Source organism: Azospirillum sp. UENF 312511, assembly GCF_058780635.1.
In genome coordinates this window covers 2,752,429-2,767,459 of record NZ_JBSNCG010000003.1, presented here as the reverse complement: position 1 = coordinate 2,767,459, position 15,031 = coordinate 2,752,429, and the positions used below count along the sequence as shown (strand labels likewise).

The following is a 15,031-nucleotide window of genomic DNA, read 5'->3' as shown; positions in this document are numbered from 1 at the left end:
CGGCCCCGGAAGATAGGGGGCGGAGCGGTCCACATCCACCCCCGCATCCTGCACACCGGCACGCCCCCGCGCAAACCGAAACGCCGGACGATCCCCCGGAAGGAGCGTAATTCAGCGCGCCAGCCACGTCTCCAGCCCGTCGCGCAGGTCTGCCCCCGGCGCCAGCCGGGCGAAGCGTTCCGTCTCCACCGCCAGCCCTTCGCCGATGGTCATGTTCAGCCCACGGGTCACCGCCCCCAGGATGCCGGACACCGCCGCCGGGGAGTGTCGGACGATCCGCCCGGCCAGTTCGAAGGCCGCGGGCAGCAGCGCGTCATGGGCCACCACCTGATTGACCAGCCCCACCGCCAGCGCCGTCGCCGGCGGGAAGGCGTCGCCGGTCAGCAGCCATTCCAGCGCCCGCTTCCGCCCGGCGTTGCGGGGAAGCCGCTGCGTTCCGCCGAAGGTCGGCATCATGCCGAGCTTGATTTCCGCCTTGGAGAAGGTCGCCCGCTCGCTGGCCACGGCGAGGTGTGCCGCCTCCAGGATCTCGCAACCGCCGCCGTAGCAGATGCCGTTGACCGCGGCGATGATGGGCTTGGGGAAGGCCTCGATCCGCGCGCACAGGGTCTGGCCGGGCCGGAAGGCGCGCACCGCCGCCTCCGGTCCCCGCCGGACGGCCGGGGTGAACTCCGCGATGTCCGCCCCGGCGGAGAAGGCCCGCTCCCCGGCGCCGGTGACGATGATCGCCCGCACCGCCGCGTCGGCCTCCAGCGCGTCCAGCGTGTCGAGCATGGCGGCGGCCAGCGCCGTGCTGATGGCGTTCAGCTTGGCTGGGCGGTTCAGGGTGAGGGTGGCGATTCCCCCGGCGGTGACGCACAGCACGGGGTTGGCGGGGTCAGCGTGTTTGGTCGTCAGGGACATGGCGCGTTCCTTTTGTCCTGCGTTTGGGATGCCCCACTGTCGAGCCCGAGCCACGCCCCTGACAAACGAGTACGCCGCGTGTTCGGGTGAGCAACGCTCATCTGAAACCGGGCCTCCGCCGCAGGCCAAAGCGTCACCTTGACAGAATCACGACAGTTGGTACACTGAACAGTCCCAGCCACTTGTCGTGGAGGTCGCCATGACCGACGGATCGATCGGACGCCCGGAACCCCTGGTCCGCTCGGCTGGCGTGGTGGAGCGCACCGGCAGCGCGACCGACCGCAGGAAACGGCGACAGAATCGGCAGGACCTGCAACAGCAGGAACGCGAGCAGCAGGAGCGCCGCGACCAGGACGAGGCCAACCACAAGCGGCGGCGCCTCTACGACCTGCTGTTCGACGAGATCGATGAGCTGGACACGCTGAACGCCGGGCAGCGGGCGCGCATCAAGCAGAATCTACGCGCGCAGCTCGCCAACCGCCGTCCGCCGCCGCACCTCGCCCCCAACCTTGCCCAGCCGCCGCCGGCGGACGAGGACATCGAACGCATCGCGGCGGAACTCCTCGAAAAGGCCGTCGCGGCCCACTCGGTCGATCACGACCACATCGTCGACATGGCGGCGCCGACTCATCCGGCGCTTCCGCCCGGACAGACGGCGGAGAATGTGGCGCTCGCCAACCAGCTCCGCGATTGCCTGGAACAGCGGACGACGACATCGCGGCGCGTCGCCGTGTATCTGCGCCTGCTCCTGACGCTCGAAGGCGCCTTCCGTCCGCATCTGGTGGTGGACGCCTGACCCCAAGCCCACCGCGGGTGCGATGCGCGAATTCGGAGAAAGCCCCCCTCCGATGCGCCACCCAGGATGGTTGGACCATGCGGCACAATGGACCTGTTGTTTCTCCGGCGGAGTCCGGGCGCGTTCCCGCGCCGTTCCCGCCGCGGAAAACCCGCTCCCGCAGGGAGGTTCCCCCGTGCCCGACACCCATCTCGCCACGCACGCCCAGCCGTCCGGCGACGCCCTTCGCCAAGCCCTTTCCACCCGTTTCCAGAAGATCCGCGCCCGCACCGCCGAACTCGCGGCCCCCTTGTCGCCGGAGGATCTGATGGTCCAGTCGGTGGCCGATGGCGCGCCGGCCAAATGGCACCTCGCCCACACGACGTGGCTGTTCGAAACCACCGTCCTGGTGCCCTGCAACCCCGGTTACCGCCCCTTCGACCCGGCCTTCCTGACGCTGTTCGCCGCGCGCGACGACCGGTTCGGCAGCCACCAGCTTCCCTCTCCCACCCTGCGCCTGCTTTCCCGGCCCAACGCAGCGGAGGTGATGCGCTACCGCGACCATGTGAACGCCGCGGTGCTGCACCTGCTGAACCAAGCCGACGAGACAGAGTTGCCGGAGATCGCCGACCGTGTGATCGTCGGCATCACCCACGAGCGGCGCCACCAGGAACGGCTGCTGACCCACATCAAGCACGCCTTCTGGAGCAACCCGCTGCGCCCCGCCTACGACCAGCCGCCGCAGGCCGTGCCGGCCCCGCCGCAGCCGGAACGCTGGATTGAGCATGAGGGCGGCCTCGTCGAGATCGGGCGGACGGAGGACTGGGCCGGATTCGACCATGAGGGGCCGCGCCACCGCGTCCATCTGGAGCCCTTCCGCCTCGCCGCCCTGCCGGTGTCCTGCGGCGCCTTCCGCGACTTCATCGAGGACGGCGGCTACGCGAAACGCTCGCTCTGGCTCGCCGACGGCTGGGAGGCGGTGCAGACCGAGGGTTGGCAGGCCCCGCTCTATTGGGAATGGCGCGACGGCGCGTGGCAGATCTTTACCCTCTACGGCATGCGCGCGCTCGATCCCGCCGAGCCGGTCTGCCATGTCAGCTGGTTCGAGGCCGACGCCTTCGCCCGCTGGGCCGGCAAGCGCCTGCCCGAGGAGGCCGAATGGGAGGCCGTGGCGTCGCGCTGCGACAGCATGGGCAACCTGCTGGGCACCGGCCACCGCCATCCGCGCCCCAGCACCTGCCACGGCGACGGCCCCTGGCAATTGTTCGGCGACGTGTGGGAATGGACGCGCAGCCCCTTCACACCCTACCCCGGCTACCGCCTGCCGGACGGGGTGGACGAGGCCGTCCATGGCCGCTTCATGATCAACCGCATGGTGTTGCGGGGCGGCAGCTGCGTCACCCCCTTCGACCACGCCAACCCGACGACCCGGCATTACCTGCGGCCGGAATCCCGTTTGTCCTTCACCGGCCTGCGGCTGGCAGAGGATGCCTGATGAATAGGACAGCCGAGACATTGGAATCGTTTTAAACGGTAGCGCTGCACCGCAGCAAGCTCTATAACCATAATTAAATTATGGCCTATGGAGCCTTCGATGTCTCTCGACCTGCCTCAGGTGTTCCGCCACCACGTCTTTTGTTGCGCCCAGCAGCGCCCGCCCGGCCACCCGCGCGGGAGCTGTGCGGCGAAGAACGCCCACCCGCTGTGGGAGCAGCTCGGCCAGCGCATCCAGGCCAAGGGGCTGCTGGACGTCGGCATGGCTTGGACCGGTTGTCTCGGCTTCTGCTCCGCCGGGCCGCTGATGGTGGTCTATCCGGAGGGGCTGTGGTACCGCCCGGAAACGCCCGCCGACATCGACGAGATCGTCAACTCGCACCTCGTCAACAACACGCCGGTCGAACGGCTGGTGATGGTGCTGACCCGCTGAACGCAAAGGCTGAACGCAAAAGCCCCTCCGCGGCATAGCCGGCGGAGGGGCGTTCTCCTTGCGGAACGACAGTGTGCGAAACGACGATGCTACTTGCGGAACAGGAACTCGCGGCCGACCTTCACGCGCTTCTCGCCGTCGTACTCGATGATGTCGGCGGTGGCGTAGGTCTCGGTCCAGCGCTCGGGCAGATAGCTGCCGGTGCCGATGATGTCGACGGGGGCGTTGGCCTCCGCCATCAGGCGGCATTTCGCCGGGCCGAAGCCGGAACTGGCGACGATCTTCACCGCCGGGAATCCGGCCTCGTCCAGCTTCTCGCGCATGAAATGGATCGCCGCGGCCGACACGCCGGTGCCGATCAGGTAGCGAAGCTGCGTCTCGTCGCGGTAGCCGCGGATGGAATGGGGCGCGTGCCGCTCCAGCACCGCGTAGGAACCCGGCGGGTCCAGCCCTTCCAGGAAGCGCCCGCCCGGCGTGTCGAGCCGCACCGCCAGCTTGCCCTGCGCGGCGAGACCGGGGAAGCGGCGGCAGACCTCCAGCGCGTCGGTCACCTCGCGCCCGAAGTAATCGACCAGGACGGTCAGCGGCAGCTCGGGGAAGGTCTCGTGGAACATCTCCGCCGCCCGCACGGTCGATCCGGCATAGCCGATCAGCGCGTGCGGCATCGTGCCCATGCCCTTCTTCTGGCCGAAGAAATGGGCGGTGGCGTCGGTGGCGTTGCCGATGAAGCCCTTGGCGCCGACCTTGCGCTTCGCCCGGTCCGACCCGACCGAGGCGGCGTAGGCCATCATCTCCTCCATCTCCGTGCCGGCGCAGTGGCGCGCCTCCATGGCGAGGAAGGCGGTCTTCGGCAGGTCGGCGCACATGGTGAAGGCATTGTAGGCGCCGACGCAGGCGGGGCCGAGCTTCTGCAGGATGATCGTCTCGGTGTCGACCAGATGGTAGAAGGAGCCGGTGATGTAGAGGATCGGCTCGCCCGCACCGACCCACTTTCCTTCCGGATAGTTCAGGACGATGTCGAGGTCGAACCCGCGCTCCCGCGCCACCGCCTCCAGCCATTCGATGGCGAGTCGCGGCGCGCAGACCACCGGGCGGCGCATGAAGATGGCGTAGGTGACCTTCTTGTCACCGAATTTCCCGACCGCCTCCTTGGTCCGCTTGAAATAGGTGTCGGTCCATTCGGTGATGGCCGACGCGGGCGGATGGCTGGCGGGCGTGTGACTGGCCGGCGGCTGGTTCCTGGTCTCGTCCATGGCGATGTCCTTGTCTTCCCGCTCTTGCCCTTCACGATGGCCCCATCCGGAGGCCGCCCCCGCGGCGGGAGAACGGCAATCCGACTGAGAAACCAGCATTATACGCCCCGGCCCTCCGGTGGAAGAGGCTTCATCCGCTTCGGCCAACCGCCGCAAGCAATGGTGATTTACCGAAAATACACTACGAAATCCGGCGCATTTCAAACACAAAGAAGCTGAGAAGAGATGCGCAATTCCTGACTGTAATGCGCTGTCACCAAAAAGTATAAAATACCTGTATTTGACGGCTTTCTTTTACCCATCCACCATACACCCAAGAACAGGCACCACCCCCTTCCGGTGCCGGGAAAAGCGACGAGGTCGGCATGAGCCGGACAATCCGCCAGAACGCGCCGAACATTGCGGCAGGCTCCTCGACGATGGGTCCTTCGACGGCAGCCCCCTCGACGCTGGATCGCCTGAGCCGGCGGGTGGTGGTCGGGCTTCTCTGCACCATGGCCGGTCTGGCCGCCGCGGGCACCGGCGGCGCCTTCCTGCTGAAGCCCGGCACGGCGCAGGCCGGGCGCGTGGTGGGGGACACGCTGCGCACCGCCGCCAACTACGCGCGGCTGCCGGCGATGATCTTCACGCTGAGCGACGGCGACCGGCTGCGCGAGCTGCGGGTCCGCGTGGTGCTCGACATGGAGCCGACGGCCCCCGCCAAGACGGTGGAGAGCTATGGGCCGCGCATCGCCAGCGCCATGACCAACGTGATGCTGGAAACCGACCCCGGCGAGTTGCGCGGCCGCAACGGCGCCTTCTACATCAAGGACGCGGTGATGCGCACCGCCGCGAAGGAACTCGGCGCGATGAAGATCCGGCAGGTGCTGGTCCAGGAACTCGTCATGCGCTGACGGAAGGCCCGCTCCGCCCATGCCGATGCCGGCCCTCCAACGCTCGACAGGGGAGCCGGAATGGGGAACACTCCCCTCCCGTTCGGATCTTGGGATTGCAAGGAGACGGCCGTGGCCGAGTTCGATTTCGACCTGTTCACCATCGGTGCCGGCTCCGGCGGCGTCGCGGCCAGCCGGCGGGCCGCGGCCATGGGGGCCAAGGTCGCCATCTGCGAAGGCAGCCGGGTCGGCGGCACCTGCGTCATCCGCGGCTGCGTGCCGAAGAAGCTGCTGGTCTATGCCGCCCAGTTCCGCGACGCCTTCGAGGACTCCAGCGCCTATGGCTGGTCCACCACCATGCCGGCCTTCGACTGGGCGACGCTGATCGGGCGCAAGGACGCCGAGATCGACCGGCTGAACGGCATCTACATCAAGATGCTGGAGAACTCCGGGGTCACCCTGCACACCGGCTTCGGGCGGCTGATCGACCGCCACACAGTGGAGGTGGCGAACCAGCGCTACACCGCGAAGAACATCCTGGTCGCCACCGGCGGCTGGCCGGCGCTGCCCAAGATTCCGGGCATCGAGCACGCCGTCACCTCCAACGAGGCGTTGCAGCTCGGCACCCTGCCCCACTCCGTCATCATTCTCGGCGGCGGCTACATCGCCGTGGAGTTCGCCGGGATCTTCCGCGGCCTGGGCGCCGAGGTCACGATCATGATCCGCGGCGAGGAGCTGCTGAACGGCTTCGACGACGACATCCGCGTCGCGCTGGCACAGGAGATGCGCAAGCGCGGCATCACCATCCTCACCCGCACCCAGCCGGTGAAGGTCGAGGAAGGCCCCGGCGGCTTCACCGTCACCGACCAGCTCGGGCGGGAGCATTCCGCCGGCCTCGTCATGGCGGCGACCGGGCGCCGGCCGAACACGCGCGACCTTGGGCTGGAGGCCGCCGGCGTGGCGCTGGACGACGCCGGGGCGATCCGGGTGGACGAGTATTCGCGCACCAGCGTGGACAACATCTTCGCCGTCGGCGACGTGACCGACCGCATGGCCCTGACCCCCGTCGCCATCGCCGAGGGGCGCGCCTTCGTGGAGACGCTGTTCAACGACAACCCGACCAGCATCAGCTACGCCAACATCCCGACCGCCGTCTTCTCCATCCCGCCGCTCGGCACCGTCGGCCTGACCGAGGCGGAGGCGCGGGCGAAGTACGCCACCGTGGACATCTACAAGGCCGGCTTCCGCCCGATGAAGCACACCATGTCGGGCCGCGACGAGCGCGTCCTGATGAAGCTGGTCGTGGACGGCGAGAGCCAGCGCGTGCTCGGTTGCCACATGATGGGCATGGACGCGCCGGAGATCGTCCAGGGGCTGGGCATCGCCCTGAACTGCGGCGCCACGAAGAGAGATTTCGACCGGACCATCGCCCTCCATCCCTCTACCGCGGAAGAGTTCGTCCTGATGCGCGAGAAGGTGTCCTGACGATCGGACATAAAACCAAAGGTCAGGAGCCCGATTTCCTGGAACGCTTCTAAGAAGCCTGTGTTGAGGGCACACGACGATGGCGGCGGCACTCACGGCGGCGGTCAAGCACCCCCGCGGAAGCCACCGCCTTCCATCCTTCATCAAGGCTCCCGGAGGGCTCCTACGCATGTTCATGCACAACAAGAACCTGATGTACACCGTCCGCGTCGCCGAACCGGACCCGAAGCTGGCCAGCCTGATGCTGGAACAGTTCGGCGGACCCCAGGGCGAGTTGGCGGCGGCCTTGCGCTACTTCACGCAGGGCCTTTCCGACGAGGACCCGGGCCGCAAGGACATGCTGATCGACATCGCGACCGAGGAACTGAGCCATCTGGAGATCATCGGCAGCATCGTCGCCATGCTGACCAAGGGCGTGAAGGGTAAGCTGGCCGAGGGCGCCGAGGAGGTCACCGACCTCTACGCCGACATCGCCAAGGGCAACGGCAGCCACACGCTGGCCCTGCTCTACGGCGGCGGCCCGGCGTTGACCAACTCCGCGGGCCAGCTCTGGAACGCCGGCTACATCGACAGCATCGGCGAGCCGACCGCCGACCTGCGCTCCAACATCGCCGCGGAAGCGCGGGCCAAGATCATTTACGAGCGCCTCATCAACATCACCCCGGACCCGGGCGTCAAGGACGCGCTGACCTTCCTGATGACCCGCGAGGTGGCGCACCAGAAGATGTTCGAGAAGGCGCTCTATTCCATCGAGAACAACTTCCCGCCGGGCAAGCTGCCGGGCAACCCGGAATACACCGACAAGTACTACAACATGAGCCAGGGCGACGGCGACATGCGCGGCCCGTGGAACCAGGGCGAGCAGTGGGAGTTCGTGAACGTCACCCCCGACCAGGGCCCGGTCAGCGGCGGTGACGGCAACCCCTCGGTCCGGCTGGCGGCCGAAGAGATGAAGGCCGTCAACGAGGCCGCCAAGCGCACCATGTCGCGCACCGACGTGAACCCGGTGACGGGTGCCGACCTCGGCGCCGGCCCCGGCTCCGGCAAGATGACCCCGGTGAAGTAACCCCTACCGTCCCAATTCCCCTCCCCCGCCCAGCGGGGGAGGGTCAGGGTGGGGGCAAGTGTTGGATTGCCGACTTCCCCACCTAAACCTTCACAACCGCCTCATCCCGCCTTGGCCGCGTCATCAGCCACAGTAAAACCAGCAGCCCGGGCACCGCCCCACCGGTGGACAGCAGGAAGAAGCTGCTCCAGTCCATCCGCTCCGCCAGCCAGCCGGACGACGCCCCGAACAGGTCCCCGCCCAGCTTGTAGAAGCTGCTGAGCAGCGCGTATTGCGTGGCCGTGTAAGCGGTGTTGCACAGGCTCGACAGATAGGCGACGAAGGCCGCCGTCGCGATGCCGCCGCAGACATTCTCCAGCGCCACCGTCACCGCCAGCGCCGACACGTCGTGCCCGACCTGCGCCAGCATGACGTAGCCGAGATTGGACAGCATCTGCATCAGCCCGCCGACCAGCAGCCCGCGCAGCACGCCGATGCGCCCGACCAGCACGCCGCCGATCAGCCCTCCGATGATCGTCGCCCACAGGCCGAACAGCTTGGTGACGTTGGCGATCTCCGTCTTCTCGAAGCCGAGATCGACGTAGAAGGGCGCCGACATCACCCCGGCCAGCACGTCCCCCAGCTTGTAGCAGGCGATGAACAGCAGGACCGCCGCCCAGGCCGGGCGCGTCATGAACTCCACAAAGGGCGCCACGACGGCGCCGTAAATCCAGGCCAGCAGGTCCGCCTTCCAGCCCGTCAGGTGCGGGCGGGCGGCCAGCCAGTCGGCCACATGCTGCTCCCGCGCCTTGGACTCCGCGGTGTCCGCGACCTTCGGCTCGCGGTTCAGCAGGATTGTCACCATACCGACCGCGACCAGCCCGGCCATGACGTAGTAGGCGACGTGCCAGCCGAAGAACTCCGCGAGGTACAAGGCCCCCGCCCCCGCCGCCAGCATGCCGAAGCGGTAGCCGAGCACGAGGATGGCGGCACCGGCGGCCTGCTGGTGCTCCTCCAGCACCTCGACGCGGTAGGCGTCGACCACAATGTCCTGGCTGGCCGAGAAGAAGGCGACCACCACCGCCAGCATGGCGGTCCACCACAGGTCGGTGACCGGGTTGGTGCTGCCCAGCCCGATCAGGGCCGCCATCAGCCCGGCCTGCGCCACCAGCGCCCAGCCGCGCCGCCGTCCGAACAGGCGGGTCATCACCGGCAGGCGCAGCCGGTCGATCAGCGGCGCCCAGACGAACTTCAGGGCGTAGGGCATGGTGACCAGCGCGAACAGGCCAATGGCCGTCTTGCTGATGCCGCCTTCGCGCAGCCAGATCGACAGGGTGGACCCGGTCAGCGCCAGCGGCAGCCCTTCGGAAAACCCAAGGAACAGAATGGCCAGAACGCGCCGGTCAAGATAGACGGAGGCCGCCTGACCCCAGGAGGATGGTTTCACCCGCTCAACCCTTCCGCACACCTGCGTAACCGTCTGTATAAGCTCCAGCCGGACGCCCCGGCCAGCGCGCTTTTTCGGGCGCGACGCCGCATCATCCATTGCGGAAGTTGCGGTCGAAACTATGGAAAAATTTCCCGGCGACCGCTATACAGAGTACCCCTCTGGCCGCCATCCGGCCATCGAGAGGAACCCTTAGCACAAGGAAAGAGCGGGCGTCATGGTTGAGCGTTGGTCCCCCGACAGCTGGAGGTCGAAGCCGGCGAAGCAGCTTCCGACCTATCCGGACCCGTCCAAGGTCGAAGCGGTCGAGCAGCGCCTGTCCTCCTATCCCCCGTTGGTCTTTGCGGGCGAGGCGCGCCGGCTGAAGGACAGCCTCGCCGCCGCCGCCGCCGGCAACGCCTTCCTGCTGCAGGGCGGCGACTGCGCGGAGAGCTTCGCGGAGTTCCACCCGAACAACATCCGCGACACCTTCCGCGTCCTGCTGCAGATGGCCGTCGTGCTGACCTTCGGCGCCGCCATCCCTGTGGTCAAGGTGGGCCGCATGGCCGGGCAGTTCGCCAAGCCGCGCTCCGCCGACACCGAGGTGCTGGAGGGGATCGAGCTTCCGTCCTACCGGGGCGACATCATCAACGGCTTCGACTTCACGCCGGACGCCCGCGTTCCCGACCCGGAGCGCATGATGCAGGCCTACACCCAGGCCGCCGCCACGCTGAACCTGCTGCGCGCCTTCTCCCAGGGCGGCTACGCCGACCTGCACAAGGTCCATCAGTGGACGCTGGGCTTCGTCGAGCGCTCCCCCGCCGGTGAACAGTTCCGCGAGATCGCCAACCGGCTGGACGAGACACTGGGCTTCATGGCGGCCTGCGGCATCACCGCCCAGACCACCCCGCAGATCCGCGAGACCGAGTTCTTCACCAGCCACGAGGCGCTCCTGCTGCCGTTCGAGCAGGCGATGACCCGCGTCGACAGCACCACCGGCGACTGGTACGACGTCTCGGCCCACATGCTGTGGATCGGCGACCGGACCCGCCAGCTGGACGGCGCGCATGTGGAGTTCCTGCGCGGCGTGAAGAACCCGATCGGCCTGAAGTGCGGCCCGACGACCGATCCGGACGAACTGATCCGCCTGATCGACCTGCTGAACCCGACCAACGAGCCGGGCCGCCTGACCCTGATCGTCCGCATGGGCGCCGACAAGGTGGCGGAGAAGTTCCCGCCCCTGCTGCGCAAGGTGCAGCGCGAGGGCCGCGTCGTCGTCTGGTCCAGCGACCCGATGCACGGCAACACCGTGAAGTCCTCCAGCGGCTACAAGACCCGGCCGGTGGAGAAGGTGCTGTCGGAGGCGCGTGACTTCTTCGCGGTCCACGAGGCCGAGGGCACCCACGCCGGCGGCGTCCATTTCGAGCTGACCGGCCAGGACGTGACGGAGTGCACGGGCGGCGCCCAGGCGATCACCGATCACAAGCTGGCGCTGCGCTACCACACCGCCTGCGACCCGCGGCTGAACGCCAGCCAGGCGCTGGAGCTGGCCTTCCTGCTGGCCGAAGAGCTGAAGCGCGCCCGCCTGAAGCGCGACGCCGACCGCCGCGCCGCGGCGGAGTAAGGCGTTTCCCTGGGGGCGATTTTCCCCCTCCCCCGACCCTCCCCCGCTTCGCGGGAGAGGGGGTCAACTTTCCCTCTCCCGCGAAGCGGGGGAGGGAGGGACCCACGCGCAAGCGTGGGAGGGTGGGGGCAGCGCCCTCTCCTACCGCACCACCATCCGCTCCAGCAGCACCTCGCGCACGCGAATGGCCTGCGCTTCGCGTTTCATCACGCTCGCCACGGTGCTCTTGATCAGGTTGGCGCCCTCGGCCCCGTTCAACTGGCCAGGCTCGATCTGGCGCAGACGGTCGGCCATCTGGTCGGCGATGCGGGGGACGAAGGGCGTGGCCGGGTTCGGGTCCCCCGTGGGCTCGATCTCCAGCAGAATGCGGATGTCCACCAGACGCGCGTCGCTGCCGCCCAGCGTGAAGGTCATCGTCGGCAGGGACGCGTAGGTCTTCTGCGCCTTGCGGTCGCCACCGGCGCTTCGCGTGCCGGATGTGCCGGAGACCACCGTCCAGGTGCCCAGCGCGGCGAGCAGCACCAGAAACACCGCGACGAGGACGGGCATCAACGACACCGATTCCCCATCGGAGCGCCGCAGCAGGAACCGCACGGGCCGCCTTTCCCCCATCATTCCCCTGGATGGGGCATGGGCATATTTAACGATGATTTATCCTAGATAAAAAAACGGGGCCGGTCAAAGCGCGTCGCGCGACCAGCCCCGCTTTTTTACTTGAAATCAGCGCCCGTCCTTCAGCCGCCGATGCCGCCCATGCACAAATACTTGATTTCCAAGTAATCCTCGATGCCGTACTTGGAACCCTCGCGGCCGATGCCGCTTTCCTTCATGCCGCCGAAGGGAGCGACCTCGGTGGAGATGATGCCCTCGTTGATGCCGACGATGCCGTATTCCAGCGCCTCCGCCACCCGCCAGACGCGCCCGATGTCGCGGCTGTAGAAGTAGGCGGCCAGACCGAACTCGGTGGCGTTGGCCATGCGCACGGCCTCCTCCTCCGTCTCGAAGCGGAACAGCGGGGCGACCGGCCCGAAGGTCTCCTCGCGGGCCACTTTCATCGCCGGAGTCACGTCGGCGAGGATGGTCGGCTCGAAGAAGCTGCCGCCCAGCTCGTGCCGCTTGCCGCCCAGCACCACGCGGGCGCCCTTCTCCGTGGCGTCGCGGATGTGGTCCTCGACCTTCTCCACCGCCGCCATGTCGATCAGCGGCCCCTGCTGCGCCCCCTCCGTGGTCAGGCCGGGGCCGACCTTCAGCGCCTTCACCGCCTCGGCCAGCTTGGCCGCAAAGGCGTCGTAGACTCCGGACTGCACCAGCAGCCGGTTCGCGCAGACGCAGGTCTGGCCGGTGTTGCGGTACTTGGACGCGATGGCGCCCTTCACCGCCTCGTCGAGGTCGGCGTCGTTGAAGACCAGGAAGGGCGCGTTGCCGCCCAGCTCCAGCGAGATCTTCTTCACCGTGCCGGCGCATTGGGCCATCAGCTCCTTGCCGATCTCGGTGGAGCCGGTGAAGGTCAGCTTGCGCACCGTCGGGTTGCCGGTCATCTCGCCGCCGATGGCGCGGGCAGAGCCGGTGACGACGCTGAGGATGCCCGCCGGAATGCCCGCCCGCTCCGCCAGCACCGCCATGGCGAGCGCGGTCAGCGGGGTCGCGGTCGCCGGCTTGATGACCATCGGACAGCCGGCGGCCAGCGCCGGACCGGCCTTGCGGGTGATCATCGCCGCCGGGAAGTTCCACGGCGTGATGGCGGCGGTGACGCCGATCGGCTCCTTCGTCACGACGATGCGGCGGCCCGGCAAATGCTGCGGGATGGTGTCGCCGTAAACGCGCTTGCCCTCCTCGGCGAACCATTCGATGAAGGACGCGGCGTAGGCCACCTCGCCCCGCGCCTCGGCGAGCGGCTTGCCCTGCTCCGCCGTCATGATGCGGGCGATATCCTCCTGGTTCGCCATCATCAGGTCGAACCATGTCCGCAGGGTCTTCGCGCGCTCCTTCGCGGTCAGGGCGCGCCAGGCCGGCCAAGCGCGCTCGGCGGCGTCGATGGCGCGGCGCGTCTCGTCCGCGCCCATCATCGGCACACTGCCCAGGACGCTGCCGTCGGCAGGGTTGGTCACCTCCACGGTCTTGCCGCTGTCGGCGTCGATCCACCGGCCATCGACGAAGCACTGGAAGCGCAGCAGCTCGGCGTCCTTCAACCCAAGACGGCGGGCGGTGTCCACGGAATCATACGGCATGGTGCCTTCCTTCCCTCGTTTCTTGCGCGCGGCCTCGCGGTCGGCCGCGCGTTCGGCAGAGAGTATAGGGCACCTCGCCCGCTCTGCGATCCTTCCCGTTGTGTGGGCAGGCCGCGCGGACCGGGGAAGAGAGGTCGGCACTTACGCCGGAAGGACCGGCACGTTGTCGATCAGGCGGGCCTTGCCCATCCAGGCGGCGGCCAGCAGGCGAGCCGGACGCTCCGCGCGGGTCACCGGCACCAGCGTGTCGGCGTCGCGCAGCTCGACATAGTCGATGGAGCCGAATCCGGCGGCGGTGATGCGCGTCCGCACCGCCTCCAGGGCCGTGGCGGCCTCCGCCCCGCCGGCCAGCGCCGTGGCGGCGTCGCGAAGCGCGCGGTTCAGCTCCGGCGCGCGGGCGCGCTCGTCGGCGGACAGATAGGCGTTGCGCGAGGACATGGCGAGCCCGTCGGCCTCGCGCACCGTCGGCAGCCCCTCCACCCGCACCGGGATGTCGAGATCGCGGGCGAAGCGGCGGATGACCATGAGCTGCTGGTAGTCCTTCTCGCCGAACACCGCCACATCGGGCTGGGCCTGCAGGAACAGCTTGGTCACGACCAGGGCGACGCCGCCGAACATCTGCGGTCGGAAGGTGCCGCACAGCCCCTCCGCCGGGCCGCCGACCGAGATGGCCGTGGCGAACCCCTCCGGATACATCGCGCGCACCGTGGGGGCGTAGAGCAGATGGCAGCCCGCCGAGGCGAGCTTGCGCGAATCCCCGGCCTCGTCGCGCGGGTAGCGGTCGAAGTCCTCGTGCGGGGCGAACTGGGTCGGGTTGACGAAGACGCTGGCGACCACTTGGTCGGCCAGTTCCCGCGCGCGGCGCACCAGGGCGAGATGGCCGTCGTGCAGCGCCCCCATGGTCGGCACCAGGGCCACCGTTTTGCCGTCGCGATGCCAGGTGGAGACCTGGGCGCGGAGATCGTCCACGCTGCGGACGACCGGCAGGGGCTGTTCCGACTCCGGCAGGCGGGCGGCGGCGAGGGAGGTCATGGCGGGTGCTCCACAGGCGTCATAAACGGCGCTGGGATAAACCGCCGGATCGGCGCTGTCCAGTCATGGAATTAACCGGGCGAGCCCGAATTTGAAATTTTTCCATCCTGCGGGCGGGTCGGACCGCGAAGCCCACCCCGCCCGCGGGCGGGTCAACGCATCAGCGTGACGACGACCAGATAGGTCAGGTTCACCCAGGCGCCGAGCGTGGCCAGGAGGACCAGGGTGGCCGGAGACAGGACCACCGAACCGAGGATCACGACGAGCGCCACGACCAGCAGGCCGAGGGCGAGAAGGGTCACGCGCGTATCTTCCATGTCACTGCTTCCAGATGATTGAGCAAATCGGATGCTGGAAGCGATAAACGAAAACCCCACGGGCTGTAGCTGATCTGAATCAACTGCGGTGGCGTTCGTCTCAAAAAGGCACACGCGACTGGGCAAAGGTATTTTGTGGTGTTG

14 protein-coding genes are annotated in these 15,031 nt (G+C 68.2%); 7 read left to right on the top strand and 7 right to left on the bottom strand.

Going from position 1 to position 15,031, the window contains the following annotated elements; translation table 11 throughout:
- Positions 1–111: 111 nt before the first annotated feature.
- Complete coding sequence (locus ACWPN7_RS24520) at positions 112–903, bottom strand: crotonase/enoyl-CoA hydratase family protein (protein WP_200475230.1); 792 nt, start codon at positions 901–903, stop codon at positions 112–114.
- A 199-nt stretch (positions 904–1,102) separates the two neighbouring features.
- On the opposite strand from ACWPN7_RS24520, the gene ACWPN7_RS24515 reads away from it, so the two are divergent.
- From ACWPN7_RS24515 to ACWPN7_RS24505, 3 genes are all read left to right on the top strand, one after another.
- A complete protein-coding gene (locus tag ACWPN7_RS24515; protein ID WP_038530793.1) occupies positions 1,103–1,699 on the top strand; it encodes a hypothetical protein in 597 nt (198 codons plus the stop codon).
- A 175-nt stretch (positions 1,700–1,874) separates the two neighbouring features.
- Positions 1,875–3,173, top strand: a complete 1,299-nt coding sequence (egtB, locus tag ACWPN7_RS24510) for an ergothioneine biosynthesis protein EgtB (protein ID WP_038527557.1) — start codon at positions 1,875–1,877, stop codon at positions 3,171–3,173.
- A gap of 99 nt (positions 3,174–3,272) precedes the next feature.
- A complete protein-coding gene (locus tag ACWPN7_RS24505) occupies positions 3,273–3,605 on the top strand; it encodes a (2Fe-2S) ferredoxin domain-containing protein (RefSeq protein ID WP_492273469.1) in 333 nt (110 codons plus the stop codon).
- A gap of 89 nt (positions 3,606–3,694) precedes the next feature.
- Here ACWPN7_RS24505 and ACWPN7_RS24500 read toward each other — a convergent pair whose 3' ends face one another.
- Positions 3,695–4,858, bottom strand: coding sequence for a nicotinate phosphoribosyltransferase (locus tag ACWPN7_RS24500; RefSeq protein ID WP_014240665.1), 1,164 nt, complete (start codon positions 4,856–4,858; stop codon positions 3,695–3,697).
- Positions 4,859–5,223: 365 nt separating this feature from the next.
- Between ACWPN7_RS24500 and ACWPN7_RS24495 the strand changes: the two genes are divergently transcribed.
- The 3 genes from ACWPN7_RS24495 (at position 5,224) to ACWPN7_RS24485 (ending at position 8,281) form a co-directional block, all read left to right on the top strand.
- Positions 5,224–5,751, top strand: a complete 528-nt coding sequence (locus ACWPN7_RS24495; RefSeq protein ID WP_081862892.1) for a flagellar basal body-associated FliL family protein — start codon at positions 5,224–5,226, stop codon at positions 5,749–5,751.
- 111 nt (positions 5,752–5,862) lie between these two features.
- Complete coding sequence (gor, locus tag ACWPN7_RS24490) at positions 5,863–7,215, top strand: glutathione-disulfide reductase (RefSeq protein ID WP_201044640.1); 1,353 nt, start codon at positions 5,863–5,865, stop codon at positions 7,213–7,215.
- A gap of 169 nt (positions 7,216–7,384) precedes the next feature.
- Positions 7,385–8,281 (top strand): manganese catalase family protein, encoded by an 897-nt coding sequence (locus tag ACWPN7_RS24485; protein ID WP_459196539.1) that lies wholly within the window; start codon positions 7,385–7,387, stop codon positions 8,279–8,281.
- An 82-nt stretch (positions 8,282–8,363) separates the two neighbouring features.
- On the opposite strand, the gene ACWPN7_RS24480 is transcribed toward ACWPN7_RS24485, so the two are convergent.
- Positions 8,364–9,707, bottom strand: a complete 1,344-nt coding sequence (locus ACWPN7_RS24480) for an AmpG family muropeptide MFS transporter (protein ID WP_038527549.1) — start codon at positions 9,705–9,707, stop codon at positions 8,364–8,366.
- 217 nt (positions 9,708–9,924) lie between these two features.
- On the opposite strand from ACWPN7_RS24480, the gene ACWPN7_RS24475 reads away from it, so the two are divergent.
- Complete coding sequence (locus tag ACWPN7_RS24475; protein ID WP_014240660.1) at positions 9,925–11,310, top strand: class II 3-deoxy-7-phosphoheptulonate synthase; 1,386 nt, start codon at positions 9,925–9,927, stop codon at positions 11,308–11,310.
- Positions 11,311–11,451: 141 nt separating this feature from the next.
- Here the strand turns inward: ACWPN7_RS24475 and ACWPN7_RS24470 are convergent, their stop codons facing one another.
- The 4 genes from ACWPN7_RS24470 to ACWPN7_RS24455 all read right to left on the bottom strand — a co-directional run bounded on the left by ACWPN7_RS24470 (position 11,452) and on the right by ACWPN7_RS24455 (position 14,887).
- Positions 11,452–11,904 (bottom strand): flagellar basal body-associated FliL family protein, encoded by a 453-nt coding sequence (locus tag ACWPN7_RS24470; RefSeq protein WP_038527547.1) that lies wholly within the window; start codon positions 11,902–11,904, stop codon positions 11,452–11,454.
- Between the two features lie 140 nt (positions 11,905–12,044).
- Positions 12,045–13,538, bottom strand: coding sequence for an NADP-dependent succinate-semialdehyde dehydrogenase (gene gabD, locus ACWPN7_RS24465; RefSeq protein WP_149648649.1), 1,494 nt, complete (start codon positions 13,536–13,538; stop codon positions 12,045–12,047).
- Between the two features lie 141 nt (positions 13,539–13,679).
- Entirely contained in the window at positions 13,680–14,570 is an 891-nt protein-coding gene (gene panC / locus ACWPN7_RS24460) for a pantoate--beta-alanine ligase (RefSeq protein WP_349619979.1), read from the bottom strand.
- Positions 14,571–14,722: 152 nt separating this feature from the next.
- On the bottom strand, positions 14,723–14,887 hold the full coding sequence (locus ACWPN7_RS24455) for a hypothetical protein (RefSeq protein ID WP_014240656.1): 165 nt from the start codon (positions 14,885–14,887) through the stop codon (positions 14,723–14,725).
- Between the last annotated feature and the right edge of the window lie 144 nt (positions 14,888–15,031).

Coding starts and splice junctions, on each gene's coding strand:
- ACWPN7_RS24520 (WP_200475230.1), bottom strand. CDS start 903: ATGTCCCTGACGACCAAACACGCTGACCCCGCCAACCCCGTGCTGTGC.
- ACWPN7_RS24505 (WP_492273469.1), top strand. CDS start 3,273: ATGTCTCTCGACCTGCCTCAGGTGTTCCGCCACCACGTCTTTTGTTGC.
- ACWPN7_RS24475 (WP_014240660.1), top strand. CDS start 9,925: ATGGTTGAGCGTTGGTCCCCCGACAGCTGGAGGTCGAAGCCGGCGAAG.
- ACWPN7_RS24500 (WP_014240665.1), bottom strand. CDS start 4,858: ATGGACGAGACCAGGAACCAGCCGCCGGCCAGTCACACGCCCGCCAGC.
- ACWPN7_RS24515 (WP_038530793.1), top strand. CDS start 1,103: ATGACCGACGGATCGATCGGACGCCCGGAACCCCTGGTCCGCTCGGCT.
- panC (WP_349619979.1), bottom strand. CDS start 14,570: ATGACCTCCCTCGCCGCCGCCCGCCTGCCGGAGTCGGAACAGCCCCTG.
- ACWPN7_RS24495 (WP_081862892.1), top strand. CDS start 5,224: ATGAGCCGGACAATCCGCCAGAACGCGCCGAACATTGCGGCAGGCTCC.
- gabD (WP_149648649.1), bottom strand. CDS start 13,538: ATGCCGTATGATTCCGTGGACACCGCCCGCCGTCTTGGGTTGAAGGAC.
- ACWPN7_RS24455 (WP_014240656.1), bottom strand. CDS start 14,887: ATGGAAGATACGCGCGTGACCCTTCTCGCCCTCGGCCTGCTGGTCGTG.
- ACWPN7_RS24485 (WP_459196539.1), top strand. CDS start 7,385: ATGTTCATGCACAACAAGAACCTGATGTACACCGTCCGCGTCGCCGAA.